Genomic DNA, 24,392 nt, shown 5'->3' with positions numbered 1-24,392 from the left:
AATCTGGCTATATAAACACCACCACCATGTCACCAAAGAGTCCATGCTTTCTTATGGTGACCCCACCAGATGGGGGCGAAGTGAGCGCTTTTCAAGTCTGGAGCCTGAAACCTTGTTACGGTTACCATTCCGTATCATTTCAACAACTATAGGTTTTATTTTGGATTTTTCCTCATCATTGGGCTGCGGGCGGCTGATTCGGCGCTATAAACGTTTTTTGGCCGATGTGCAGGCGGAGGGGCGGGAGCTGACGCTGCATTGCCCCAATACCGGCCGGATGACGGGGTGTGCCGAGCCGGGCTGGACCGTGTTTTACTCCACTTCCGATAATCCCAGGCGAAAATATGCCCATACCTGGGAGCTGAGCCGCAATGATGCCGGTGATTTTATTTGCGTGAATACCAGCCGGGCCAATCAGCTGGTGGCCGAGGCGCTGAGTGAACAGCGAATTCCGGCACTGGCCGGTTATGAACGAGTGCGGGCCGAAGTGCGCTATGGCAGTGAAAACAGCCGCATTGATTTTTTACTGAGCGGCGAAGGCCGGCCCGACTGTTATGTGGAGGTGAAAAGCGTGACCCTGTATGAAGGTGGCGGGGCCGGTTTTTTTCCGGATACGCAAAGCCTGCGGGCACAAAAACATGTGCGCGAGCTGATAGAATGCGCCAAGGCCGGTCACAGAGCGGTGATGCTGTTTTGCGTGCTGCACACCGGCATTGAGCGGGTCAGCCCCGCAGAGCATCTGGATCCCAAATACGCCGCTCTGGTGCGCGAAGCCGTTGCCGCCGGCGTGGAATGCCAGGCCTGGAAGGCAACGATTTCACCAGAAGGCATGACCCTGACCGAGCCAGTACCGGTGGAGGTTTAAACACCGAAGTGTCGTTGAAAGCCGTCTGCAGGAGCGGAATAGCGCTGCGATAACCGACATTCCTGCTCCCTAGTCCCTAGTCCCTATTCCCTTTTCAGAGGCCAGCGCTTCTGGCAGTGATAAACCGGCCCCTGCGCGGTCAGCTCGGAGCGATACAGGCACAGGCTGTCCGGGCGGTAATGCAGTGGCGCTATGGGTGGTAGCGCCTCACTGGTACAGTTTCTGAACAGAGTAATATGAGGCCGGTAGGCGCGGTGGGGCTTGCCGGCACCCAAAGCCCGGCATTTCAGCTCTACGGTCTCGTATAACTTCATCAGAGAGTCAGGCGGTGTGCTTGGCCCCAGCCAGATAACGCCGGCTTTGGCAAAGCAGCCCAGCCGATCCAGAGTGAGGGCAAAGGCAGGCAGTGTCAGGCGGTCTATCTGGGCCAGCAAAGAGGTCTGCTGTTCGGGTGTGCATTGACCCATAAAATGCAGAGTCATATGGAATTGCTCGGGAGGAACGCGCCGGCCCGGCAGCGCCAGCCGGTTTTGTAATAATGTCAGCTCAGGGGCCAGCTGCTGGGCGGCGAAGGCCAGAAACAGGCGATTGTTCGTTTCAGTCATACCGTTGCTTTTTGATCGCCTTTTGATCGTATGTTATGGCCGCGGTATTGCAGTGCATCGGCTGCCGGAAGCGGTCTGGCGAACAGAAAGCCCTGGCCATGATCACAGCCGGCAGCAGCAAGAAATGCCATTTGCCATTCTGTTTCTATGCCTTCTGCTACCACCATCAGGTCGAGCTTGTGCACCATGGCGGTAATGGCTTCTACCATTTGTTGATCCACCAGGCTGGTTTCCAGATCCTTGATGAACAAGCGGTCAATTTTGAGGGAGTTGAACGGCAGCTGGCGCAGTTGCGACAAGGAGGAATAGCCGGTGCCAAAGTCGTCAATAGAGATGCGAATGCCGAGCTGTTGCAGCTGGTTAATCAGCGTCATGGCCAGCTCCACATTTTCCATCAGCATGGATTCGGTAATTTCCAGTTCCAATAAATAGGGAGGCACCTTCAGGTGTGCCATTATTCGCTCTATCTTGCAGGCGAGATCCGGCTCTCGTAGCTGGCAGACACTCAGGTTGACGGCAACGGGTCTGACCGGCACGCCATGTTGGTACTGCTGCTGAATAAACTCGCAGGCGGCTTCAATCACCCAATAGCCGACAGGGACAATCAGGCCGGTTTGTTCAGCGATATCGATAAAACTGCCTGGGGCCAGCAGACCTCTTTCAGGATGCTGCCAGCGAATTAATGCTTCAAATTTTATGTTTTTGCCGCTGGTCAAAGACACTATGGGCTGAAACATCAGCACAAATTCCCGGCGTTGCAGAGCCCGTCGTAACTCATCTTCCAGCACCATGGCCTGCAGAGCCTGCTCCTGCATAACGCTGTTATAGAAGGACAGCTGATTCTTGCCTGCCCGCTTGGCGTTATACATGGCCAGATCAGCATTGCGCAGTAACTCGCTGCTACTGCTGCCGTCATCAGGAGCCATGGTAATGCCGATGCTGGCACTGATGGTTGCCTCGTGCTGCCCCAGGTTTACCGGTTGGCTCAGGGTGCTGATAACCTTTTCGGCTACCTGGCGGGCATTATCGGCATTTTCTATGTTGAGCAGAATCACTGCAAATTCATCGCCACCCAGCCGTCCGATGATATCGGCTTCCCGTACTGCTTCTTGCAGACGGTGCCCCACCATCACCAGCAAGCGGTCACCGTCTTCATGGCCGGTGGAGTCATTGATGCGTTTGAAATCATCCAGATCCAGATACATCAGCGCCAGGCATTCACCCTTGCGGTGGTTGTGAAAAAGGGCCTGATCCAGCTTTTCGGTCAGGAAGCGACGATTAGCCAATCCGGTGAGCTCGTCGTGAAAAGCCAGGTGTTCCAGCCGGTTGGTTTGCTGTTTTACCAGGCTGCGCAAGCGTTCAGGCTCACGTAAGATGCGATGGAGTAATAAAGACATAATGGCAGCAAGCAGCAGACTGAAGCCGGCCCCGGTGATCATGGGCTGAACAAAGCTGACCGGACGACTCATGGTCAGAGTCCATTCACCATTGGGCACTTGAATGGTACGCGTAATTTGCAACGGTGTCAGCGGGGCGTCAGTGCGGGCAAAAATATCGGTGCTGCCGGTATCGGGGTGCTGGCGTGACAGGGTATAGGTGTAGTGTTTTTGTGCCAGCGTCCCCAGCTCTGTGACTGCCAGCAAATCATCCAGGTGGATCAGGGCCGTTACAAAACCCCAGAACTCCTCACGGCCATTTTGATCAAGAAAAACAGGATTGCGCCCTACCAGGCCCACACCACCCTGCACCAGCGGGAAGGGACCGGCCAGAGTCAGCTTTTTGCTGTTGACGGCCTGCCAGGCTTCTTTGCTGCGCTGGTCACTGAACAGCAAATTATGACCAATGCCCTGCTCATTACCATGCAGTGGATAGACTTGCTCGGTTGTACCGTCTGGTGCCAGCTGTAATGCAGACACACCACCCAGAGAATCCATGACTTCTCTGGCAAACTTGTTGAAGTCATGAAATTCCCCGTTACTGCGGCGTACTTCCTGAGCAAGAATATAGGTAGACGACAGCGCCTGCGTCAGGCGGCGCTCTAGTGATGAGGCCTGAGCACTGGCGACTTCCTCTACCAGCAGCAGCTGCTCTTTACGATCTGCCTGCAGCCTAAGGTGCGTATAAAACAGGCCAACAGAAAAAATGCAGACAAACGTCAGCAGCGTATAAAAAATGCTAAGCCGGGCTTTAAACATAACAGCTGCCGGCGCAGAACCGTGAAATTGCTGGTGGTAAAAACCAATGCATGGGCAACAAGCTCCGTCTGGTTACCGAGAAACCACTATACACAATCTTACGTCAGTGTTCCGTATGAGTGTTGCGCTGGCGCAAATTTCATTCCTGCAGACCTTTTGGCACAATAGCCGGGTTTAATGCCAGCCGAGTAACGCCGTGAACCAGCTACCCATTACCCAGGTTCTGCCGCAACTGCAGCACGCCCTTGCGGCCAGCCAGATTATTATTGAAGCCCCGCCCGGTGCCGGCAAGTCTACCTGGCTGCCGTTGTGGCTGTTGCAGCAGCAGATGACTGAAGGGCGCATTATTATGCTGGAACCGCGCCGGCTGGCGGCCCGTTCCATTGCTCAATATCTGGCGGCTCAGCTGAATGAGCAGCCCGGGCAGACGGTAGGCTATCGCATGCGTGGTGAAAGCCGTATTGGTAAACAGACCCGGCTGGAAGTGGTCACCGAGGGCGTATTAACCCGCATGCTGCAGGCAGATCCGGAGCTGAACGGGGTTGGTCTGCTTATTTTTGATGAATTTCATGAGCGCAGTCTGCAGGCGGATCTGGCGCTGGCTTTTGCGCTGGAATGCCAGGCACTGCGGAATGACCTTAAAATCATGGTGATGTCGGCCACTCTGGATGGCCTGGCTCTCAACAGCCTGCTGCCGGAAGCGGCCCTGGTAAGCAGCCAGGGACGCAGTTTTCCGGTGGCGCTGGAATATCGGCCCCGCAACCTGCATACACCGCTGGAAGAAAGTCTGGGTCTGGCCGTGCTGGATGCGTTGGGCCGTGAGCAGGGCAGCCTGCTGGCCTTTTTGCCCGGCGAGCGGGAAATTCGCCGGTCTGCAGAGTGGCTGAATGAGCGCTTGCCCGATGATGTGGAGCTCAGACCCTTATATGGTCGTCTTTCCCTTGCGGAGCAACAGGCAGCCATAGCGCCAGCCCAAGAAGGCCGGCGCAAGCTGGTGCTGGCCACCAATGTGGCAGAAACGTCGCTCACCATTGAAGGTATTACCCTGGTCGTGGACTCGGGGCTGGAGCGCCAGGCCCGTTTTGACCCTGAGTCGGGTATCACTCAGTTGCACAGCCGGCTCATCGGCCAGGCCTCGGCCACTCAGCGGGCCGGCCGTGCCGGCCGGCTGCAGCCGGGCACCTGTATTCGGCTGTGGAGCCGGGAGCAGCAGGAACGGCTGGCCCCGCGGCGGCCGGCAGATATAGAGCAAAGCTGCCTCAGTGGTTTTTTACTGGAGTGTGCCGCCTGGGGGGCCCAGCCAGAACAGTTGCCTTTGCTCACGCCGCCGCCGGCCTCCTTGCTGGCGGCGGCGCAGCAGCAGCTGGAAGTGCTGGGATTACTGGCCGGTACCCAGCTGACGCCACTGGGCCGGCGGGTCTGGCAGCTGGGCTGTGAGCCCTGGCTGGGGCAGTTGTTGCTGACTGCACTGGCGTGGCAGCAGCAGGGCCATAAGGGCGCGCTGGCCGATGGCGTCTGGCTGCTGGCGCTGCTGGAAGAAAACCGGCTCGGAGATAGCCCCCTGTCCGGACAAATACTGGCGGGCAAAGGCCGCATCAGGGCCAGTGCCCGGCGCTGGTTTGAACGAATAAAGCAGCCAATGAGTGAGCCCGAAGGCACTTATGTGGGCGTTTTGCTGGCCAACGCCAGACCAGAGTGGCTGGGGCAGTTGCGCGGCGGGCGTCGCTACGGTCTGGCCGGCGGCCTGAGTGCCGATTTGCCCGAAGGCAGCCCGCTTACCGGCAAAAGCTGGCTGGCGGTGGCGGCACTCGGCCGGAGCGAGCGGGGCGTGTTTGTGCAGGCTGCTGAACCGGTGGAGCTCAGTCAGCTTCAGTCGTTGTTACCGGAGCGTTTCAGTGAGCGGGAGCAACTGGAGTGGGATGCTGATGCCGACAGGGTGCGGGCCGAGCGACAGCGATGTTTTGGCAGACTGGTGCTGCAACGGACGCCGTTGAGTTCGGTCAGCCCGGAACAAAAGGCGCAATGTTTGCTGCAGGAAATACAAAAACGGGGCTGGGCGGCGCTACCGCTGAACGAAAAAGCCGAACAAACCTGGCTTCGCATGCAGCTTGCCGGACAAAAACTGGCCGATAAAGGCTTTATGGAATGTGATGAAACCGCCTGGCTGGCCGATGCCGAGCAGTGGCTGGCCCCGCACCTGCACGGCCTTGGCCGCTGGAGTGAGCTTGGCAAGCTCGACTGGCACGGCATTTTACTGAGCCGGCTGGACTGGCCACAGCGGCAATTGCTGGATACTCTGCTACCCAGCCAGCTTGAACTGGCCACCGGCACCAAAGCAGCGATTCGCTACCGGAAACAGGAAGATCCGGTTTTGCCGGTAAAGCTGCAGGAAATGTTCGGGCAACCCGGTTCTCCGCTGCTGGCGGAAGGCCGGGTGCCACTGCTTCTTGAGCTGTTGTCACCGGCGCGCAGGCCGCTGCAGCTGACCCGGGATCTGGCTGCCTTCTGGGCCGGTGCCTATGACGATGTAAAAAAAGAAATGCGCGGACGCTACCCCAAACACCCGTGGCCCGATGATCCCGCCAATACGGCGCCGACCCGGTACACCAAAAAACGAATGAATCACTGACTATGGCAAAAAAGACAACCCGTAAATCCCGCAAAAAGCCGGTGAAAAAACAGCGCCGCTTTGGCTGGGGACTCATGCTCAAGCTGGCCCTGGTAGGGACAGTATTAATGGGCATTTTCGGCATTTATCTGGACAGCCAGGTGCGCGCCCGCTTTGAAGGACAGAAGTGGTCGCTGCCAGCGCTGGTCTACAGCCGGCCGCTGGAGCTGTTTCCGGGGCAGAAGCTGTCTCATGCCCAGATGCTGCGTGAACTGCAGATGCTGAATTATCGCAAGGTGGCCAGCCCTTCGCGGCCCGGTGAATATGCGGTGAGCCGTAACCGCATTGAAATTCATCGCCGGCCGTTCAACTTCTCTGATGGTGCCGAGCAGGCCCGTACTTTGCTGCTGAGCTTTGACGGCCAGCGTCTGAGCCGCATGCAGAATCCGGATAACGGCCGCGAACTGGGTTATGCGCGCATGGATCCGGTGCTGCTGGATCGTCTGAACGTGGACGAACGGGAAGACCGACTGCTGGTGCGTCTGGATCAGGTGCCCGAGCTGCTGGTGCAGGCGCTGATCACGGTGGAAGACAGAGACTTCTATCAGCACGATGGCGTGTCGCCGCTGGCGATATTGCGGGCCCTGGTGGTCAACATCAAGGCCGGCCGCACCGTGCAGGGCGGCAGTACCCTGACTCAGCAGCTGGCCAAGAACTTCTTCCTCAGTCAGGACCGCAGCCTGTGGCGCAAGGTTCAGGAAGCCTACATGGCACTGATCATCGACTTTCGCTACGACAAGGACGAAATTCTTGAAGCCTATCTGAATGAAGTTTATCTGGGGCAAAACGGTGCCAAAGGGGTTTATGGCTTTGGTTTGGCCAGTTATTTTTATTTCGGCCTGCCCATCAACGAGCTGAATCCGGATCAGATGGCGCTGCTGGTGGCGCTGGTAAAAGGACCTTCTTTTTACGATCCCTGGCGTAACAGTGAGCGGGCCCGTGATCGCCGGGATCTGGTGCTGCGGCTGCTGGCCAATGAAGGTCATATTGACCGCCAGACCTATGAGCAGGCCAGCAGCCGGGATCTGGGGCTGATTGAGCGTGGCCGTATGGGCTATGGCCGCACTCCGGCTTTTATGGGGCTGCTGAAGGACGAGCTCAACACCCGTTTTGGTGCCGGCTTTCTCAATCAGAACGGCCTGCGTATTTTTACCAGTCTGGATCCCATCGCCCAGCATACTGCTGAGCAGGCGGTGGCCGAGCAGATAAAGCAGCTGCGTGCCAATACCAAGCGCCAGGATCTGGAAGCTGCCATGGTGGTGTCAAACTGGCGCAAGGGGGAAGTGAGTGCTGTTGTGGGCGGAGCCGATCCGGCCTTTGCCGGCTTTAACCGGGCGCTGTCAGCCCGTCGCCAGATAGGCTCGCTGATCAAGCCGCCTGTGTATGCGCTGGGTCTGGAAAACGGCTATCGTCTGTCCAGCCCGCTTAAGGACGAACCCGTTACCCTGCGCAGTGAAGGCGGACAGGTATGGCGGCCCAAAAACTACGATCGCCAGTATCGCGGCAGCGTGCTGCTGGTGGATGGTCTGGCCAAATCCCTGAACGTGCCCACGGTGAACCTGGGGATGGCAGTGGGTCTGGATAAAATAGTGGACGGACTCAAGCGCATGGGCGTAGAGCAGCCGGTGCCGCCTTATCCTTCCATGCTGCTGGGCACGCTGGAGCTGACCCCGCTGGAAGTCAACCAGCTGTATCTGACTCTGGCTAATCAGGGGTTGTATCAGCCGCTGACGTCCATTCGGGCCATTCAGGACGAAAAGGGCGAGCTGATTTATCAGCACACTGCCAAGGCCACTCAGGTGCTGGACCCTCAGGCCGGTTATCTGGCGCTTTATGGTATGACCCGGGTAGTGGGCGGTGGTACCGCGGCCCATCTGGCGGCCCGTTTTCCTAACCGGATCATGGCGGGTAAAACCGGTACTACCAATGACTTGCGGGATGCCTGGTTCTCCGGACTGGATAACGAAGAGCTGGTTACCGCCTGGGTGGGCCGGGACGATAACGGCGTGACCGGCCTGACTGGTGCCAGCGGTGCCCTGCGCATTTACAGCCGCTATCTCGATGGCCGTGGCGTTGACTCTTTACAGCTGTCGCCGCCGGCGGGTATTGATCAGGTCAACTTTGCCCTGAGTGACGGCCAGCCTGCCGACCCACGTTGTGAGCAGACCCGGCTATTGCCGGCCCGCACCAGTGGTCTGCCGCCGATACGCGGCTGTCAGCCGTCCATGCCTGAGCTGCCCAGCGGAGAGCAGGTGGGCGACTGGCTGCGGGATATTTTTAACTTTGCCCGCTGATGATAATGAGCTGAGTAAATAAGGGGGAGCCACTGTGCTCCCCCTTATTGTTGATGCCGGCGCAAACGGGTGAAAGCCACCGTCTCCGTATATGCTGAATAGAGAGACGGAGGGAAGCGCTATGTTTGCTTTTCATCATGTAACGTTAAATGTGCGTAATCTGAATGCATCAGAAGGGTTTTACAAAGGGCTGGGGTTTGAGCCTGATTACCGCTGGCAGGATGAGCAGGGCGAGCTGCAGATTTGTCATCTTCGTCTGGGGCAGGCGCGGCTGGAGCTGTATTGTTTTCGCCCTGAAGAAGAGCCGGATCTGGGCGCTTTGCCGCCCTGGGCGCAGAGCCATAGGCTGGGGCTGAGACATTTTGCCCTGCAGGTTACTGATCTGGATGATGCCTTAAGCAGTTTGCACGGGGCCGGCTTGCTGGCCGATAAACCAACGCCGGTGCCGGGTCAGACCTGTGCCCGCTATGTGTTTATCATGGATCCCGACGGCAACAGCGTGGAGCTGCTGGAAGCACCGCTGGTGGAAATACAGCGGCCGGCGTAAGGGCAGTGGTGTTTGCGGTTACACAGTAAGTCGGCCAAAGGGCTTGCTCCCCCGACACGCCGTAAAGGCGTGCCACTCCATGCTTCAACCCGCTGCGAATATTCACTGGATATTCGGTCGGGTTGAAGCATCTCGTCACGGCGAGCAAGCTCGCCCCATGGGGGCTCCACTGCGCATCTGACCGCCAGGGATGGCGGGAATGCCGAAAATGCAGGAGCAATTTTCGGCCCTGGCGCAGAGGGTGCGGGGGAGCAATTCCCTTTGGCCTCCTGTGAAACTCAGCGCTGCTTGCAGTCAACGCCGGTGTTGGCCGAAGCAGCAGTGGGGATTGCCGAAGCCGACCGTCAAATGTCAGGGATGACATTTGCCGAGCGTCCCATGGATGGGCTTGAAGCGTGTCGGCGTAGTGCAACCGCACTGCTGCTTCGCATTGCGGGTTCTTAACCTTTCAGCGCAGCAAAGGCCTTGTCGGCGGCGGCCAGGGTGTCAGCAATTTCCTGCTCACCGTGGGCCAGCGACATAAAGCCGGCTTCAAAGGCGCTGGGTGCCAGATAAACACCGTTATCCAGCATCAGGTGGAAGAAGCGTTTAAAGGCGTCCAGATCGCAGCGGGTGACCTGCTCATAGCGGCTGATGTTTTTTTCTTCGGTAAAGAAGAAGCCAAACATGGCACCCACCCGGGTGGTGGTAAAGGCAATACCGTGCTTGTCGGCGGCAGCCTGCATGCCCTCAACCAGAGCCTGAGTTTTCTGCTCCAGCGCCTCATACACACCGGGCTTGCCGATGGCATTCAGAGTAGCCAGACCCGCCGCCATGGCCACCGGGTTCCCGGACAGGGTGCCGGCCTGATACACGGGGCCGGTAGGTGCCAGATGTTCCATCACATCGCGACGGCCACCAAAGGCACCCACGGGCATGCCGCCACCGATGATCTTGCCAAGGGTGGTGAGGTCGGGCTTGACGCCAAAGCGCTGCTGAGCACCGCCGAGCGAAGCGCGGAAGCCACACATGACTTCATCAAAAATCAGCAGGGCACCAAACTCGTCACAGATGGCGCGCAGGCCTTCCAGAAAGCCGGGGGCAGGCGGAATACAGTTCATGTTCCCAGCGACCGGCTCCACGATAATACAGGCGATGTCGGCAGGAGCGGCCTCAAAAGCGGCGCGTACCGAGTCCAGATCGTTAAAGGTGCAGGTCAGGGTGTGTTTGGCAAAGTCGGCGGGCACGCCCGGTGAATTGGGCTGACCCAAAGTCAGAGCGCCGGAGCCGGCTTTTACCAGCAGGCAGTCGGCGTGGCCGTGGTAACAACCTTCAAACTTGAGAATTTTGTCACGGCCGGTGTAGCCCCGGGCCAGACGAATGGCACTCATGGTAGCCTCGGTGCCGGAGTTTACCATGCGCACCTGCTCCATGGACGGTACCAGCTGGGAAACTTTCTCGGCCATGGTCACCTCAACGCCGGTGGGGGCACCAAAGCTAAGGCCACGGGACACGGCTTCAATCACGGCATCTTTGACTACGTCAGCATTGTGGCCCAGTATCATGGGGCCCCAGGAGCCGATGTAATCGATATAGCTGTTACCGTCCACGTCATACATGCGGGCACCGTCGGCGCGCTCAATAAAACGGGGGGTGCCGCCCACACCGCTGAAGGCGCGAACCGGAGAGTTTACACCGCCGGGAATAAAGCGGCGGGCCTGGTTAAAGAGTTCGTCAGACTTGGACATGCACAAAATCCTTGGTGGTTGTGGTCGAGTGTGGTGCCGACTATAGCAAAATCTGCTCAGGCCGAGAATCGGCCCCGGTCGCACAATACTTGAACTGTTTAGTCGGGTATCGGATAATTTTGCAGAACACCATATATAAAGAGGTAGTGATGAGCGAAGCAGTCCCCTTGCCGATCCAGATGAGCGATGCGGCAGCCAACAAGGTAAAAGCCCTGATCGCCGAAGAGGAAAACCCGGATCTGAAGCTGCGGGTTTATATTACCGGCGGCGGCTGCTCCGGCTTTCAGTACGGCTTTACCTTTGATGAAAAAAGCAATGACGGCGACACCGTGATTGAAAAGAACGGCATCATCATGGTGGTCGACGCCATGAGCCTGCAATATCTGGTGGGCGGTACCGTCGATTATATTGAAGGTCTTGAGGGCTCCCGCTTTCTGGTAACCAATCCCAATGCCACCAGCACCTGTGGTTGTGGCTCTTCCTTTAGCATCTGAGGCTGAATATGTCCCTGTTTGACTGGTTTGGCGGCGGTGCCAGCAAGGCGGCCGAAGCGGCACCGGCTGTACAGAGCCCGGAAAAGCTGGCGCTGTATAAAAAAGAGTGGTGCCCCTTTTGTCAGAAGGTGAGCGCGGTAGTGCGCGAGCTGGATCTTGAGCTTGCTGAATATGACACCAATAACCCCGAGCACCTGCAGGCGCTGATGGCCGGTGGCGGCCAGTGTATGGTGCCCTGCCTGCGCATTGAACAGGAAAACGGTGACTATTTCTGGCTGTATGAATCGGCAGATATTGCCGCCTACCTGCGCCTGCAGTTCGGCAAGGCATCATGAGCGATGACTTTGTGCTCCATGAGCGCCTGGCCGCCGACTGCGTGGTGCTGGGCGACCTGCCGTTAAGCCGGGTGCTGCTGGCCAAAGACGGCCGCTATCCCTGGCTGATTTTAGTGCCCCGTTATACCGAATTGCGGGAAATTCATCACTTGAGCGAGGCGGATCAACAGCAGCTGATGCGTGAGTCCTGTGCGCTGGCGCAATTAATGGAACAGTCGCTGTCACCCGATAAGCTGAATGTGGCCGCACTCGGCAATATGGTGCCTCAGCTGCACCTGCACCATGTTGCCCGCTTTACCACCGATGACGCCTGGCCAGGCCCTGTCTGGGGGCGTTGTGAGGCCTTGCTCTATGATGATCTTGAGGCCGAAGCTGCCCGCTGGTGTGAACGGTTGGCTGCACTGCCGGACTTTGTCTCTGCTTAATAAAAAACGGCCCGCCAATGCGGGCCGTTTTTGTATCAGTTCTTCGCCAGCATCACATTGCCGACACGAGTCAGCTGGGCCAGCAGCTGGTTAGCCCTGGGCTTGAACCGGGCCAGTTCGGCAGCGGGCAGTTTGGCGGCCTGAGGCAGCTTCACCGTCTTGGGATCCTTGTGCACGCCATTGACCAGAAACTCATAATGCAAATGCGGGCCGGTGACCCGGCCGGTGGCCCCGAGCGTTCCGATTTGCTGCTCCTGCTTTACCCGCTGACCTTTTTTAACCATGCGTTTATGCAGATGCAGATATTTGGTCACATAAGTACTGTCGTGGCGAATAAACACATAGTTGCCGTTAAAGCGGTTATAGCCAGACTCGGTCACGACACCGCTGCCGGCGGCCATTATCGGCGTGCCGGTGCGTGCTGCATAGTCTATGCCTCTGTGCGGCCGCACCTGACCGGTGACCGGATGCAGCCGGCGGGGGTTAAAGTTGGAGCTGATATGGGTAAAGTTCACCGGTGCCCGCAAAAAGCTTTTACGCATGGCCCGGCCTTCCGGTGAATAGTAGTTGCCGTCTTCATGACGCACAGCGCGATAGACCTTGCCCTGATTCACAAATTCGGCGGCAAGAATGTCGCCGCTGCCTACCCTCAGCCCATCTTTGTACTGCTCTTCAAACAGCACGGTAAAATAGTCACCTTCGCGAATATCCAGCGCAAAGTCGAGATCCCATGCAAACATGCCGGCCAGGCTTATAATTTGACTGGCGCTGAGGCCAGCAGTCTTGCCGGCATTCCAGAAGCTCGAGCTGACTCTGCCCTGGGCAAACCGGCTGCGGCTTTCCAGACTGGCACTGTGAATACGGCTGCTCAGTCCCTTGGCACCTTTGGTAATTTCCAGTGTGCGGGCGGCGTCCAGAGAATAGAGCAGGGCGGTAAATTCATTATTGCGGTTGTAGCGAAATGTGAGTTTGTCACCGGGATGCAGTGACTGCAGGGCCTTCGCTTCTTCAAGCTGGCTGAGCTCGTGCAGCAATGCAGAGGGCAGGCCCTGACGGGAAAAAATCAGCGACAGCGCATCACCGGACTTTACCTGAACTATTTGCTCCTGAGCATGACGGCGAGACTCATTAAAAGGAATATTCTCGACTTCCAACGCCAGAGGATAACGCTCGCCAGCCACAATGAGGGCATCGGTTTGCTCAGCTATCGCCCGGCTGGCAACGGCCTGTTCACTGGGTAACATGGCCAGTATGCCCATACCGATACCAAGGGCAAAAATGGCAATACGATGTCGACGGGGTAAATTATTCAGCAGTTTAATCACAGGCATGCTCGGCTCTTCCCTGAAAACTGGCAAAAATTCTACAGTCTTTCCAATTTCTTCGCCATTCCAGTAATATGGCTTGCTTAACTAAATTATATTGCCTGATCCCTTTTTGTGCCCCGGCAAAGCGCCAGAGGGTGCCTCAGGCTTGCCAACAGGAGTGTAGTTGTCATGTCCCAGCTGGAAGCGGCGCTGGCGGAAATTAAACGTGGTGCCGAAGAGATACTGGTTGAAGAAGAGCTGATTGCAAAGCTGAAGGAAGGTCGCCCGCTACGGGTAAAACTGGGTATGGATCCCACCGCGCCGGATATTCATCTGGGTCATACCGTGATCCTTAACAAGCTGCGTCAGTTTCAGGATCTGGGCCATCAAGTATTGCTGCTGATTGGTGACTTTACCGCTCAGGTAGGCGATCCGTCCGGCAAAAACACGACCCGCCCGCCGCTGACTGCCGAGCAGGTGGCCGCTAATGCCAAAACCTATGCCGAGCAGGCATTCAAGGTGCTGGACCCGGCGAAAACCGAGATAGTGTATAACTCCAGCTGGCTGAGTGAACTGGGTGCCACCGGCATGATTCGTCTGGCTGCCCGTCAGACAGTCGCGCGTATGCTGGAACGGGACGATTTTAAGAAACGCTATGCTTCCGGCCAGTCCATTGCTATTCATGAATTTATGTACCCGTTATTGCAGGGCTACGATTCAGTGGCACTGAAGGCCGATATTGAGCTGGGAGGAACCGATCAGCGCTTTAACCTGCTGATGGGACGTGAGCTGCAGAAAGACGAAGGCATGACGCCTCAGGTGGTGCTGACCATGCCGTTGCTGGAAGGCCTGGACGGCGTCAAGAAAATGTCCAAGTCGGCAGGCAACTACATTGGTGTGGACGAAGCTCCCAATGAAATGTTCGGCAAAATCATGTCGCTGTCCGATGAGCTGATGTGGCGCTATTTCGAGCTCTTGTCCCGTCGTAGTCTGGACGAGCTGGCCGCCCTCAAGCAGGAAGTAGCCGACGGTGCCAACCCGCGGGATACCAAGATTTTGCTGGCCAGAGAAATTATCACCCGCTACCACAACGAAGCAGCTGCCGAACAGGCTTATCAGGACTTTGTGCAGCGGTTTCAGAAAAACGCCATTCCCGACGATCTGCCGGAAGTGACCCTGAATGCCGGTGCCGACGGCATGGGCATTGCAAATTTGCTGAAAGACGCCGGTCTGGTGGCGTCCACCTCCGAGGCTCTGCGCATGATCAAGCAGGGTGCGGTAAAAGTGGACGGTGACAAGCTGGAAGACAGCAAGCTGCAGGTACTGCCCGGTCAGGCGGTATATCAGGTAGGCAAGCGCAAGTTTGCCAGGGTCACCGTGGCCTGAGCCTGACGCTTGAAGCCAAAAAGGGCAGCTCATTGAGCTGCCTTTTTGTTTTCCTCACCGCGTCAGCGAGAACACCGGCAACGACAGGTGCCAGCGAATGGCGGCAACCCTGAGTATAAAGGTGCCCAGCATGCCCAGGGCGGTGGCCAGCAGGGTGGGCAGGCCCAGCGCCAGAGTACCGGTGTAGAGAATGCCGCCCAGAATACAGGCGGTGGCGTAGATTTCCCGCTGCAGCACCATGGGCACTTCCCGGGCCAGCACGTCCCGAATCATGCCGCCGGCCACCCCGGTGATCACGCCCATCACCACCGCCACCATGCCCGAGGTGCCATGGCTCAGAGCCTTGTCGGCACCAATCACGGTAAACACCGCCAGGCCAAAGGCATCGGCCAGAGGCAACATATACCAGGGCAGCCGGCGGGGCAGGCGAACTATATAGAGTCCCAGCATGGCCGTGCCCAGAATGACCCAAAGATAAAGGGTATCCGCTACCCAGAAAACTTGCTCGGCCCCGATAATAAGGTCCCGTATGGTGCCACCGCCAATGGCGGTGACGGCTGCCAGTACGATGACGCCAAAGCCATCCATGCGCAAACGGCCTGCAACCAGAATGCCCGAAAAGGCAAACACGGCGGTGCCGAATAAATCACTCCAGTAAAATACCGAATCAACCAGGGGCAGCAATTGTCTTTACCTCAACAAAAAAGGGCCGCCATTGTATAGAGGCGGTATGAGGAACTCAATTCGCCTTCTGTCTGTGTTGACGAACCAGATCCAGCTGCTGGCAAAGCCCGGCAATGCCGCCGGGAGTGCGTGGAGTAAAGCGGTGCAGAGTGTCCACATCCATAGTGAACAGCTGGTTTTGTTGTACGGCAGCAAGCTCCGGCCAGTCTTTCCAGCGCTGCAGAGCAGACAGGTTCCGGGCCAGAATCACGTCCGGATTTTGTGCCAGCACAAATTCTGCATCAATTTGCGGATAGGGTGTGGGGCTGTCGGCGGTAATACTGTCTCCGCCGCACAGGCTGACCGCCTGGCCCATCCAGGTATGCTGGCTGGCCGACATCAATGGCACTTCGTTCAGCTGATAAAACAGCCTGACCGGCGCTGCTTCTTGATAGCGCTGACGCAGGGCGGCAAGGCGGTGCCGATAATGTTCTGCCACCTGCTGAGCCTGCTGCTCATGGCCGGTGAGCCGGCCAAATCTGAGCAGCTCGTCACTCAGGTCATCCAGTTGTTTGGGCTCGGAATAGGCTACCGGTATACCCAGTTGCACCAAGGGAGCCACCTGCAGCGACTGCGCGCTTTGCCAGGCGATAATCAGATCCGGCTCCAGTGCCAGCACTTGCTCCAGATTAATGGAGCGGTAATTGGCAATGTCGGGAAGGGCAGTGGCGGCCTCGGGATAATCACTGGCCTCATCCACTCCCACCACCTGTTCGCCGGCACCAATGGCAAACAGTATTTCGGTAATATGCGGGGCCAGACTGATAATGCGTTTTGCCTCTCCGTAGGCCAGCGCCGGCATCAGCACTAACAGCAGCAGTAATTTAGTCATAAAGCAGCGGCACCAGAGTCAGGGTCCAGCCAATGGAGAGCCAGAACAGTAACGCCAGAGCCAGCCGCAGCAGCAGCCCGCGGGCCTGATCAGAACGCAGCTGATTGCCGCTGCCCAGCTTGGGGTAATACTCGGTGGCCTGAGTGTAACGTCGTGGCCCGCCCAGGCCAGCATTCACGCCAGCAGCGGCGACTGCCAGCAGCCGGCCGGCGGCAGCAAAGCCCCACAGGCTGCCTTTGGCCCAGCCACGGACTGCCCGGCGGGAGCCGGGATAAATCAGCAGGGTCAGTGCCAGCATATGAAATGGCAGCCAGGCCATAGCACGGTACAGCGCCGAGGGCAGAGTGCCAAAGGCGCGCCAGTCATTCAGCTTGCATGGCCAGGCCTGTACCGCCAGCCGCAGCAGGGCAAAGCTCAGCGCCGCATAAATGCCTCCGGCCAGATACCAGCAGGCCAGGGCAAAATCCCCGGCCAGCCGCAGCACCGCCACTTCCGCCGCTGCCTTGCGCAGCCCCAGCTCGGAGAGGGCATCGGTCTGGCGCAAGCACAGAGGGGCCAGAGTTAACCGGGCCAGATTGCGTTGTTCAGCTATCTGTTTAAGCGTTTGCGGCAGCCGCCGGCTGATCCGGCCCGCATCCAGGCAGGCCCATAACAACAGCACATCCAGTAACTCGGGCCAGGGGGCCAGCTCGGCAATGGCCCACCAGGCGGCCAGCAGCGGCAGCAGCACCACCAGCCATAGCCCCATCCCCGCGGCTTTCAGGTAACCCCGGCTGTAGCCGGATTTGTTCAGCCGCCGGCCCAGGCGTGTCAGCCCTTGGGTGAGCAGCGGCTGCAATTTGTCGGCAGGCTGCAGCAGGCTGAGCAGCAGTGCCAGCGTCAGCAGGCTAAGAGGGTGTTCCAGCAGAAACGTCATGGCTTAGCCGGGCAGACGCTGTACCATGGCCTTGACCATGGCCGAAGAGTGGCGTGCCGCCACGTCCAGAAAGGCTTCAAATGATTCGGCCTGCTCCTTGCCGGCAATGTCCGACAGGGCACGCACCACCACAAAGGGCACCTTGAACTGATGGCACACCTGAGCAATGGCACCGGCTTCCATTTCGCAGGCCTTCATGGCCGGAAACTCGGTGACCGCCTTGTTCAGCTGCTCTTCCCGGTGCATAAACTGATCGCCGGTACAGATAAGGCCGACGGCGGAATTGATGTCATCCTGGCCGGTGAGGCATTCCCGGGCCAGTTCAATCAACGCCGGATCGGCGGTAAAGGCCGGCGGCTGCTGGGCCATTTGCCCCATTTCGTAGCCAAATGCGGTCACGTCCACATCGTGAAAGCGCACCTCACTGGATACCACCACATCGCCCACATGCAGGGCCGGATCAAAGCCGCCGGCGGAGCCGGTGTTGATCACGCACTTGGGTGAAAAGCGCTCCAGCAGCAAGGTGGTGGCAATGCTGGCGGCTACCTTGCCGATACCGGAGCGGGTGATCACCACCTCCTTGTCGGCAAGTCGGCCCTGATAAAACTCGCAGCCGCCTACTGTGGTGGTAGTGGCGTTTTCCAGCTGGGCGCGCAGCTCGGCTACTTCCTGCTCCATGGCCCCGATAATTCCGATAGTCATAACAATAAATTCCGCAAAAATGATGGGCGCAAGTGTACCACCATCACCTTAAAAGGCCGATTGCACAGCACCTAAATTCGTTTGTTGGATGTGGATTTGTGGATTGCGAAGCACCAGCAGGGTTGCCAGCAAATAGCTACAGACAGCCCGGTGGTGAATAAGGAGGATAAAGGGTGCCTGCTTCGGCGTGCCCTTCGCGCCAAGGATGGCGCGACGGAGCCCCCAGGGATGGGTTTACGGCGAGCCGAAGAAGCAGTGCCCTTTGGCCGACGTATTTGCATGACTCAACCGACAGTTAAAACAAAAAGGCCGCTCAATGAGCGGCCTTTGCACATGAGGCTAATCAGGCTTACACGCCGATATAGTCCATGATGCCCTCGGCGGCCTTGCGGCCTTCGGCGATGGCGGTCACCACCAGGTCAGAGCCGCGTACCGCATCGCCGCCGGCGAAGATGCGCGGGTTGCTGGTCTGGTAGGCAAACTCGGCCTGCTCGGGGGCGATGACCCGGCCCCACTGATCGGCCTCAATGCCAAATTCCTTCAGCCAGGGCTGCTCGTGAGGCTGGAAGCCAAAGGCCATAATCACGGCGTCGGCCTCAAGTACCTGCTCGGAGCCGGGTACGGCTTCAGGGCGGCGGCGGCCGTTGGCATCGGGCTCGCCCAGCTGGGTGGAGACCACTTCCACGCCGGTGACCTTGCCATTGTCGCCCACCCGAATGCCGGTAGGCTGCAGGTTGAACATGAAGTTCACGCCTTCTTCCCGGGCATTCTGCACCTCGCGGCGAGAGCCGGGCATGTTGGCCTCGTCCCGGCGGTAGGCACAGATAACGTTGTCGGCGCCCTGACGAATGGAGGTGCGCACGCAGTCCATGGCGGTGTCGCCACCACCCAGCACCACCACCTTCTTGCCGGCCATGTCGATGTAGTCAGCAGCCTGCTTCTCGAAACCCAGCACCCGGTTAGCGTTGGAGATCAGAAAGGGCAGGGCGTCGTACACGCCGTCGGCGTTTTCGTTGGCGAGGCCGCCGCGCAGGTACTTGTAGGTACCCACGGCCAGGAAGACGGCGTCATAGTCGTCCACCAGGCTTTGAAAGGACACGTCCTTGCCCACTTCGGTATTAAGGCAGAATTCCACACCCATCTCGGTGAAGATTTCCCGGCGACGGCTCATCACCGACTTTTCCAGCTTGAACGACGGAATGCCGAAGGTCAGCAGACCACCGATTTCCGGATAACGGTCAAACACCACAGGGGTCACACCGTTACGGGCCAGAATGTCGGCACAGGCCAGGCCGGCGGGGCCGGCACCGATAATGGCGACTTTTCTGTCGGTCTTCACCACCTGAGACATGTCCGGACGCCAGCCCATCTCAAAGGCCTTGTCGGTGATGTACTTTTCTATGTTACCGATGGTCACGGCACCGAACTCGTCGTTCAGGGTGCAGGAGCCTTCGCACAGCCTGTCCTGCGGGCAGACGCGGCCGCACACCTCGGGCAGGCTGTTGGTCTGGTGACACAGATCCGCCGCCTCAAAGATGCGTCCCTCGTTGGCCAGCTTCAGCCAGTTGGGAATGTAGTTGTGCACCGGGCACTTCCACTCGCAGTAAGGGTTGCCGCAATCCAGGCAGCGATCGGCCTGCATGCTGGCCTGGCTGTCTGAAAAAGGTTCGTAGATTTCCACGAACTCGATTTTACGGGTGCCGATGGGCTTCTTGGGCGGATCGACACGTTGTACGTCTATAAACTGAAATACGTTCTGGCTCATCACAATCTTCCTTTACTGCGCGTGGACACGGAGCTCGGCGGTAGAGCGGCTCTGGTGACCCAGCAGGGATTTCACATCGCTGGACCTGGGTTTGACCAGCTTGAACATGGGCAAATAGTGGTCGAAGTCGGCCAGTATTTGCTGTGCCCGGTCGCTGCCGGTTTCCTGCAGGTGCTGAGTAATAATGCCGCGCAGGTGCTCCTGATGGATCACCAGCTCGTCCAGTCCCAGCAGCTCAACCAGCTCAAAGTTGGTTCTGAGCTCGAAATCATCGTCTTCGTCCAGCACATAGGCAAAACCGCCGGTCATGCCCGCGGCGAAGTTCACGCCGGTGCGGCCCAGCACGGTGACAATGCCGCTGGTCATGTACTCGCAGCCGTTGTCGCCCAGGCCTTCCACCACGGCAATGGCGCCGGAGTTGCGCACCGCGAACCGCTCGCCGGCGCGGCCGGCCACATAGAGGTAACCGCCGGTGGCACCATAGAGGCAGGTGTTGCCTGCCAGGGTGGCGTCCTGAGAGGTAAAGGCCACGCCCACATGAGACTTGATCACCAGCTTGCCGCCGGTCATGCCCTTGCCTACATAGTCGTTGGCATCTCCGGTGAGGATCATCTCCAGACCGCCGGCATTCCACACTCCGAAGCTCTGACCGGCAGTGCCGTCCAGATGAATGCGTACCGGGTCGGCTGCCATGCCCTGGTTGCCGTGACGTTTGGCTATTTCGCCGGACAGACGGGCCCCCACCGAGCGGTCTGTGTTGCGAATGGCATAATAGAAGTTACCGCCGGTCTTGCTTTCCACCGCAGGCAGGGCGTCTTCGGTTATTTTCAGGTTGAGTACACCCTTGTCGAAGTTGGGATTGCCGGTCTGGCAGAACACACCCAGGCCCGGTTTGGGCTCGGGCTTGGCCAGAATGCCGGACAGATCCAGTTTTTGCTGTTTGGCGGTGAGGCCGGGCAGGGCTTGCAGCAGATCGGTGCGGCCGATCAGGTCGGTCAGCTTGGTGACACCCAGTTGCGCCATCAGCTCGCGGGTTTCCTCGGCGATAAACTTGAAGTAGTTCTCCACCATCTCCGGCAGACCGAGGAAGTGATCCCTGCGCAGCTTTTCATCCTGAGTGGCCACGCCGGTGGCGCAGTTGTTCAGGTGACAGATACGCAGGTACTTGCAGCCCAGGGCCACCATGGGGCCGGTACCAAAGCCGAAGCTTTCGGCACCCAGAATGGCCGCCTTGACGATATCCAGACCGGTCTTGAGGCCGCCGTCCACCTGCAGCCGCACCTTGTGGCGCAGGCCGTTGGCCACCAGCGCCTGCTGAGTTTCGGCCAGGCCCAGCTCCCAGGGAGAGCCGGCGTACTTGACAGAGGTCAGCGGGCTGGCGCCGGTGCCGCCGTCGTAACCGGACACGGTAATCAAATCGGCATAGGCCTTGGCCACGCCGGTGGCGATGGTGCCCACGCCGGGCTCGGACACCAGCTTCACCGACACCAGGCAGTCGGGGTTGATCTGCTTGATGTCAAAGATCAGCTGGGCCAGATCCTCGATGGAGTAAATATCGTGGTGCGGTGGCGGCGAGATCAGGGTCACCCCCGGTACCGCATAACGCAGCTTGGCGATTTCGGCGGTTACCTTGTGGCCGGGCAGCTGGCCGCCCTCGCCGGGCTTGGCCCCTTGAGCCACCTTGATCTGAATGACCTCGGCGTTCATCAGGTAGTGCGGGGTCACGCCAAAGCGGCCGGAGGCCACCTGCTTGATTTTGGAGTTCTTCAGGCTGTTGAAACGGCGGGGATCCTCGCCGCCCTCGCCGGAGTTACTCTGCCCGCCCAGGCGGTTCATGGCCACGGCCAGCGACTCGTGGGCTTCCGGCCCCAGCGCGCCGATGGACATGGCGGCGCTGTCGAAACGGGGGAACAGTTCGCTGGCAGGCTCCACCTCACTCAGGTCAATACCGGCACCGGCGGGCTTCAGCGTCAGCAGATCCCGCAGGGTGGCCACCGGACGCTCGTTCACCAGTCTGGCGTAGACCTTGTAGTCGTCATAGTTGCCGGAGCGTACCGCCTTTTGCAGGCTGGTAACCACGTCCGGGTTGTAGCTGTGATATTCACCGTCATGCACATACTTGAGCAGGCCGCCCTGGTTCAGGGGCTTGCGGGCAATCCAGGCAAGCTTGCTCAGGTTGAACAGGTCCTGCTGGAAATCTTCAAAGGCGGCGCCCTGAATACGGCTGGACACCCCCTTGAAGCACAGTTCCACCACCTCGTCATGCAGGCCGATGGCTTCAAACAGCTGGGAGCAGCGGTAAGAGGCGACGGTGCTGATGCCCATTTTGGACATCACCTTGTACAGGCCCTTGTTGATGCTGTTGCGGAAGTTTAGCAGCGCCTGGCGCAGGGGCATGTTCAGCACGCCGTCGGCCACCTGGCGGGCCAGGGTCTCGTAGGCCAGATAGGGGTAGATGGCGGTGGCGCCAAAGCCCAGCAGCACGGCGAACTGGTGCGGATCCCGCGTGCTGGCGGTTTCTACTATGATGTTGGAGTCGCAGCGCAGGTTGGCTTCCACCAGGGTGCGTTGTACTGCGCCCACCGCCATGGCGGCGGGGATCGGCAGCCGGTCTTCGCGAATGGCGCGGTCACTCAGCACCAGCAGCACGGCGCCGTCGCGCACGGCGGTGGTGGCCTCTTCACACAGCCGCTCGATGGCCGCCTTCAGGCCTTCGGCCGGCTCAAAGTTCAGATCCAGCACGCAGTGTTTGTGCTCGGACTGATCCAGCTGCATCAGCTGATGAAAGTCGGAGTACAGCAGAATGGGTGACTCAAACTGAACCCGGTTGGCATGGCCATGGGTTTCGTTAAACACGTTCTGCTCCCGGCCGATCAGGGTAGCCAGAGACATAACGTGATTTTCCCGCAGCGGATCGATGGGCGGGTTGGTCACCTGGGCAAACATCTGGCGAAAATAGTCATAGACGGAGCGGGCCCGGCTGGACAGCACCGCCATGGGGGCGTCGTCCCCCATGGAGCCGACCGCTTCCTGGCCGTTTTCGCCCATCACCCGAATGACCTGGTCCAGCTCTTCCATGGAATAGCCGAACAGTTTCTGATAGGCGCGCAGTTGTCGCTCGTCCAGCTCGCGCTGGCCGGCCTGTTCGTCGGACAGGTCTTCAAAGCGCTCCAGTTTGCGCTTGTGTTTGGTCATCCATTCCTTATAGGGGTGGCGGCCTTTGAGATCGTCATCGATTTCAAAGCTGTTCCAGATCTTGCCGCTGGCGGTGTCTACCACGAACAGCTCGCCCGGGCCGACCCGGCCTTTTTCCAGCACTTCGTCCGGGGTGTAGTCCCAGATGCCGATTTCGGACGCCAGAGTAATAAAGCCGTCCTTGGTGCGCACATAGCGAGCCGGACGCAGGCCGTTGCGATCCAGGGCACAGGCGGCAAAGCGGCCGTCGGACATCACTATGCCGGCGGGGCCGTCCCAGGGCTCCATGTGCATGGAATTGAAGTCGTAAAAGGCGCGCAGGTCTTCGTCCATGGCCGGGTTTTTCTGCCAGGCGGGCGGGATCAGCATGCGCATGGCCCGGAACAGGTCCATGCCGCCGGCCAGGAACAGCTCCAGCATGTTATCGAGGCTGGAGGAGTCGGAGCCCGAGGTGTTCACATAGGGCGCGGCGTCCTTCAGATCCGGCAGCAGCGGCGAGGCAAACTTGTAGGCCCGGGCCTGGGCCCACTGGCGGTTACCGCCGATGGTGTTGATTTCACCGTTGTGGGCCAGAAAGCGGAACGGCTGGGCCAGCGGCCAGCGCGGCTGAGTATTGGTGGAAAAGCGCTGGTGAAACACGCAAATGGCAGACTGCATGCGAATGTCGGCCAGATCCAGGTAGAACCGGGGCAGATCCGCAGGCATGCACAGGCCCTTGTAAGTCATCACCAGGTTGGACAGGCTGACCACATAGAAAAAGTCGTCACTGATGCGCTTTTCAATGCGGCGGCGCACGATATAGAGGCGGCGCTCAATGTCCTTTTCGGCCCAGCCGGCAGGGGCGTTAACAAATACCTGCTCAATGCGCGGCAGCGAAGCCTTGGCGATCTCGCCCAGCACACCCGGGTTTACCGGCACCTCGCGCCAGCCCACCAGGCTCAGGGTTTCCCGCTCCAGCTCTTCGTTAATAATGGCTCTGTGTTGCTCGGCCAGGGCGGCATCGGGGTTGAGGAACAGCATGCCCACAGCATATTTACGGCCCAGGCTCCAGCCCTTGTCTTGTGCCACGGCGCGAAAGAAGCTGTCGGGTTTCTGCATCAGCAGGCCACAACCGTCACCGGTTTTGCCGTCAGCGGCAATACCGCCCCTGTGCTGCATACGATCCAGTGCCGAAATGGCAAGGCGCACTAGCTTATGACTGGTTTCGCCTTCGGTATGGGCGATCAGACCAAAGCCACAGTTGTCCTTTTCCAGTGTGGGGTCATAAAGAGACATTGCTTTCCTCCATTGCTCGGCTGCTGGCCGGGCGACTGCGTATTACTCAGCGCATTCTGCGTCGAAGCGTCCGTTGCCATAAGTGGCTTAATTACAAAAATATCGATAATTTTTTGTGAGGTCAACGAAATGTTTT

Annotated in this window: 18 protein-coding genes; 8 read left to right on the top strand and 10 right to left on the bottom strand. The window is 58.8% G+C overall.

From position 1 onward, the window contains the following. Positions 1 to 160 precede the first annotated feature (160 nt). Positions 161 to 865, top strand: coding sequence for a DNA/RNA nuclease SfsA (gene sfsA / locus N2M06_RS14680; RefSeq protein WP_346351127.1), 705 nt, complete (start codon positions 161 to 163; stop codon positions 863 to 865). 83 nt (positions 866 to 948) lie between these two features. On the opposite strand, the gene thpR is transcribed toward sfsA, so the two are convergent. Further along, complete coding sequence (gene thpR, locus N2M06_RS14675) at positions 949 to 1,470, bottom strand: RNA 2',3'-cyclic phosphodiesterase (RefSeq protein ID WP_346351126.1); 522 nt, start codon at positions 1,468 to 1,470, stop codon at positions 949 to 951. Further along, the gene (locus tag N2M06_RS14670) at positions 1,467 to 3,665 is read right to left on the bottom strand and encodes an EAL domain-containing protein (protein ID WP_346351125.1); all 2,199 of its coding nucleotides are present in this window, start codon (positions 3,663 to 3,665) and stop codon (positions 1,467 to 1,469) included. The genes thpR and N2M06_RS14670 overlap by 4 nt, the downstream gene beginning before the upstream one ends. Positions 3,666 to 3,861: 196 nt before the next feature. On the opposite strand from N2M06_RS14670, the gene hrpB reads away from it, so the two are divergent. The 3 genes from hrpB to N2M06_RS14655 all read left to right on the top strand — a co-directional run bounded on the left by hrpB (position 3,862) and on the right by N2M06_RS14655 (position 9,174). After that, positions 3,862 to 6,294 carry an ATP-dependent helicase HrpB gene (hrpB, locus tag N2M06_RS14665; RefSeq protein WP_346351124.1) on the top strand — a complete coding sequence of 811 codons (2,433 nt, stop codon included), beginning with the start codon at positions 3,862 to 3,864 and terminating at the stop codon, positions 6,292 to 6,294. A gap of 2 nt (positions 6,295 to 6,296) precedes the next feature. Continuing rightward, positions 6,297 to 8,627 carry a penicillin-binding protein 1B gene (gene mrcB, locus N2M06_RS14660; protein ID WP_019934443.1) on the top strand — a complete coding sequence of 777 codons (2,331 nt, stop codon included), beginning with the start codon at positions 6,297 to 6,299 and terminating at the stop codon, positions 8,625 to 8,627. Positions 8,628 to 8,748: 121 nt separating this feature from the next. After that, complete coding sequence (locus tag N2M06_RS14655) at positions 8,749 to 9,174, top strand: VOC family protein (protein ID WP_019934442.1); 426 nt, start codon at positions 8,749 to 8,751, stop codon at positions 9,172 to 9,174. Between the two features lie 440 nt (positions 9,175 to 9,614). On the opposite strand, the gene hemL is transcribed toward N2M06_RS14655, so the two are convergent. After that, positions 9,615 to 10,901: a glutamate-1-semialdehyde 2,1-aminomutase gene (gene hemL / locus N2M06_RS14650; RefSeq protein WP_346351123.1), complete on the bottom strand. Its 1,287-nt coding sequence runs from the start codon at positions 10,899 to 10,901 to the stop codon at positions 9,615 to 9,617. A 149-nt stretch (positions 10,902 to 11,050) separates the two neighbouring features. Here hemL and erpA point away from each other — a divergent pair, with 149 nt between their 5' ends. The 3 genes from erpA to N2M06_RS14635 are packed head-to-tail and all read left to right on the top strand — an operon-like array spanning position 11,051 to position 12,155. After that, positions 11,051 to 11,395, top strand: a complete 345-nt coding sequence (gene erpA, locus N2M06_RS14645; protein ID WP_026344754.1) for an iron-sulfur cluster insertion protein ErpA — start codon at positions 11,051 to 11,053, stop codon at positions 11,393 to 11,395. Between the two features lie 8 nt (positions 11,396 to 11,403). Beyond that, positions 11,404 to 11,730, top strand: a complete 327-nt coding sequence (locus N2M06_RS14640) for a glutathione S-transferase N-terminal domain-containing protein (protein WP_346351122.1) — start codon at positions 11,404 to 11,406, stop codon at positions 11,728 to 11,730. After that, complete coding sequence (locus N2M06_RS14635) at positions 11,727 to 12,155, top strand: HIT domain-containing protein (RefSeq protein ID WP_346351121.1); 429 nt, start codon at positions 11,727 to 11,729, stop codon at positions 12,153 to 12,155. Before N2M06_RS14640 ends, N2M06_RS14635 begins: the two co-directional genes overlap by 4 nt. Before the next feature lie 35 nt (positions 12,156 to 12,190). On the opposite strand, the gene N2M06_RS14630 is transcribed toward N2M06_RS14635, so the two are convergent. Further along, the gene (locus N2M06_RS14630) at positions 12,191 to 13,486 is read right to left on the bottom strand and encodes a peptidoglycan DD-metalloendopeptidase family protein (RefSeq protein ID WP_346351120.1); all 1,296 of its coding nucleotides are present in this window, start codon (positions 13,484 to 13,486) and stop codon (positions 12,191 to 12,193) included. A gap of 165 nt (positions 13,487 to 13,651) precedes the next feature. Here N2M06_RS14630 and tyrS point away from each other — a divergent pair, with 165 nt between their 5' ends. Beyond that, on the top strand, positions 13,652 to 14,848 hold the full coding sequence (gene tyrS / locus N2M06_RS14625) for a tyrosine--tRNA ligase (protein ID WP_019934436.1): 1,197 nt from the start codon (positions 13,652 to 13,654) through the stop codon (positions 14,846 to 14,848). 54 nt (positions 14,849 to 14,902) lie between these two features. On the opposite strand, the gene N2M06_RS14620 is transcribed toward tyrS, so the two are convergent. The 6 genes from N2M06_RS14620 to gltB all read right to left on the bottom strand — a co-directional run bounded on the left by N2M06_RS14620 (position 14,903) and on the right by gltB (position 24,256). After that, positions 14,903 to 15,532, bottom strand: coding sequence for a TRIC cation channel family protein (locus N2M06_RS14620; protein ID WP_019934435.1), 630 nt, complete (start codon positions 15,530 to 15,532; stop codon positions 14,903 to 14,905). A 55-nt stretch (positions 15,533 to 15,587) separates the two neighbouring features. Then, the gene (locus N2M06_RS14615; protein WP_346351119.1) at positions 15,588 to 16,403 is read right to left on the bottom strand and encodes a cobalamin-binding protein; all 816 of its coding nucleotides are present in this window, start codon (positions 16,401 to 16,403) and stop codon (positions 15,588 to 15,590) included. Further along, a complete protein-coding gene (locus N2M06_RS14610) occupies positions 16,396 to 17,319 on the bottom strand; it encodes a cobalamin biosynthesis protein (protein ID WP_346351118.1) in 924 nt (307 codons plus the stop codon). The genes N2M06_RS14615 and N2M06_RS14610 overlap by 8 nt, the downstream gene beginning before the upstream one ends. A gap of 3 nt (positions 17,320 to 17,322) precedes the next feature. Then, positions 17,323 to 18,021, bottom strand: coding sequence for a 5'-methylthioadenosine/S-adenosylhomocysteine nucleosidase (gene mtnN, locus N2M06_RS14605; RefSeq protein ID WP_346351117.1), 699 nt, complete (start codon positions 18,019 to 18,021; stop codon positions 17,323 to 17,325). A gap of 349 nt (positions 18,022 to 18,370) precedes the next feature. After that, positions 18,371 to 19,786: an FAD-dependent oxidoreductase gene (locus N2M06_RS14600; protein WP_317074540.1), complete on the bottom strand. Its 1,416-nt coding sequence runs from the start codon at positions 19,784 to 19,786 to the stop codon at positions 18,371 to 18,373. A gap of 12 nt (positions 19,787 to 19,798) precedes the next feature. Next, the gene (gene gltB / locus N2M06_RS14595; protein WP_346351116.1) at positions 19,799 to 24,256 is read right to left on the bottom strand and encodes a glutamate synthase large subunit; all 4,458 of its coding nucleotides are present in this window, start codon (positions 24,254 to 24,256) and stop codon (positions 19,799 to 19,801) included. Between the last annotated feature and the right edge of the window lie 136 nt (positions 24,257 to 24,392).

It is taken from the genome of Oceanimonas sp. AH20CE76 (assembly GCF_039654065.1).
In the GTDB taxonomy this organism is placed as follows: Bacteria; Pseudomonadota; Gammaproteobacteria; order Enterobacterales; family Aeromonadaceae; genus Oceanimonas; species Oceanimonas smirnovii.
Note: the sequence above shows the minus strand (reverse complement) of the source record. Positions and strands in the feature narration are given on the sequence as shown.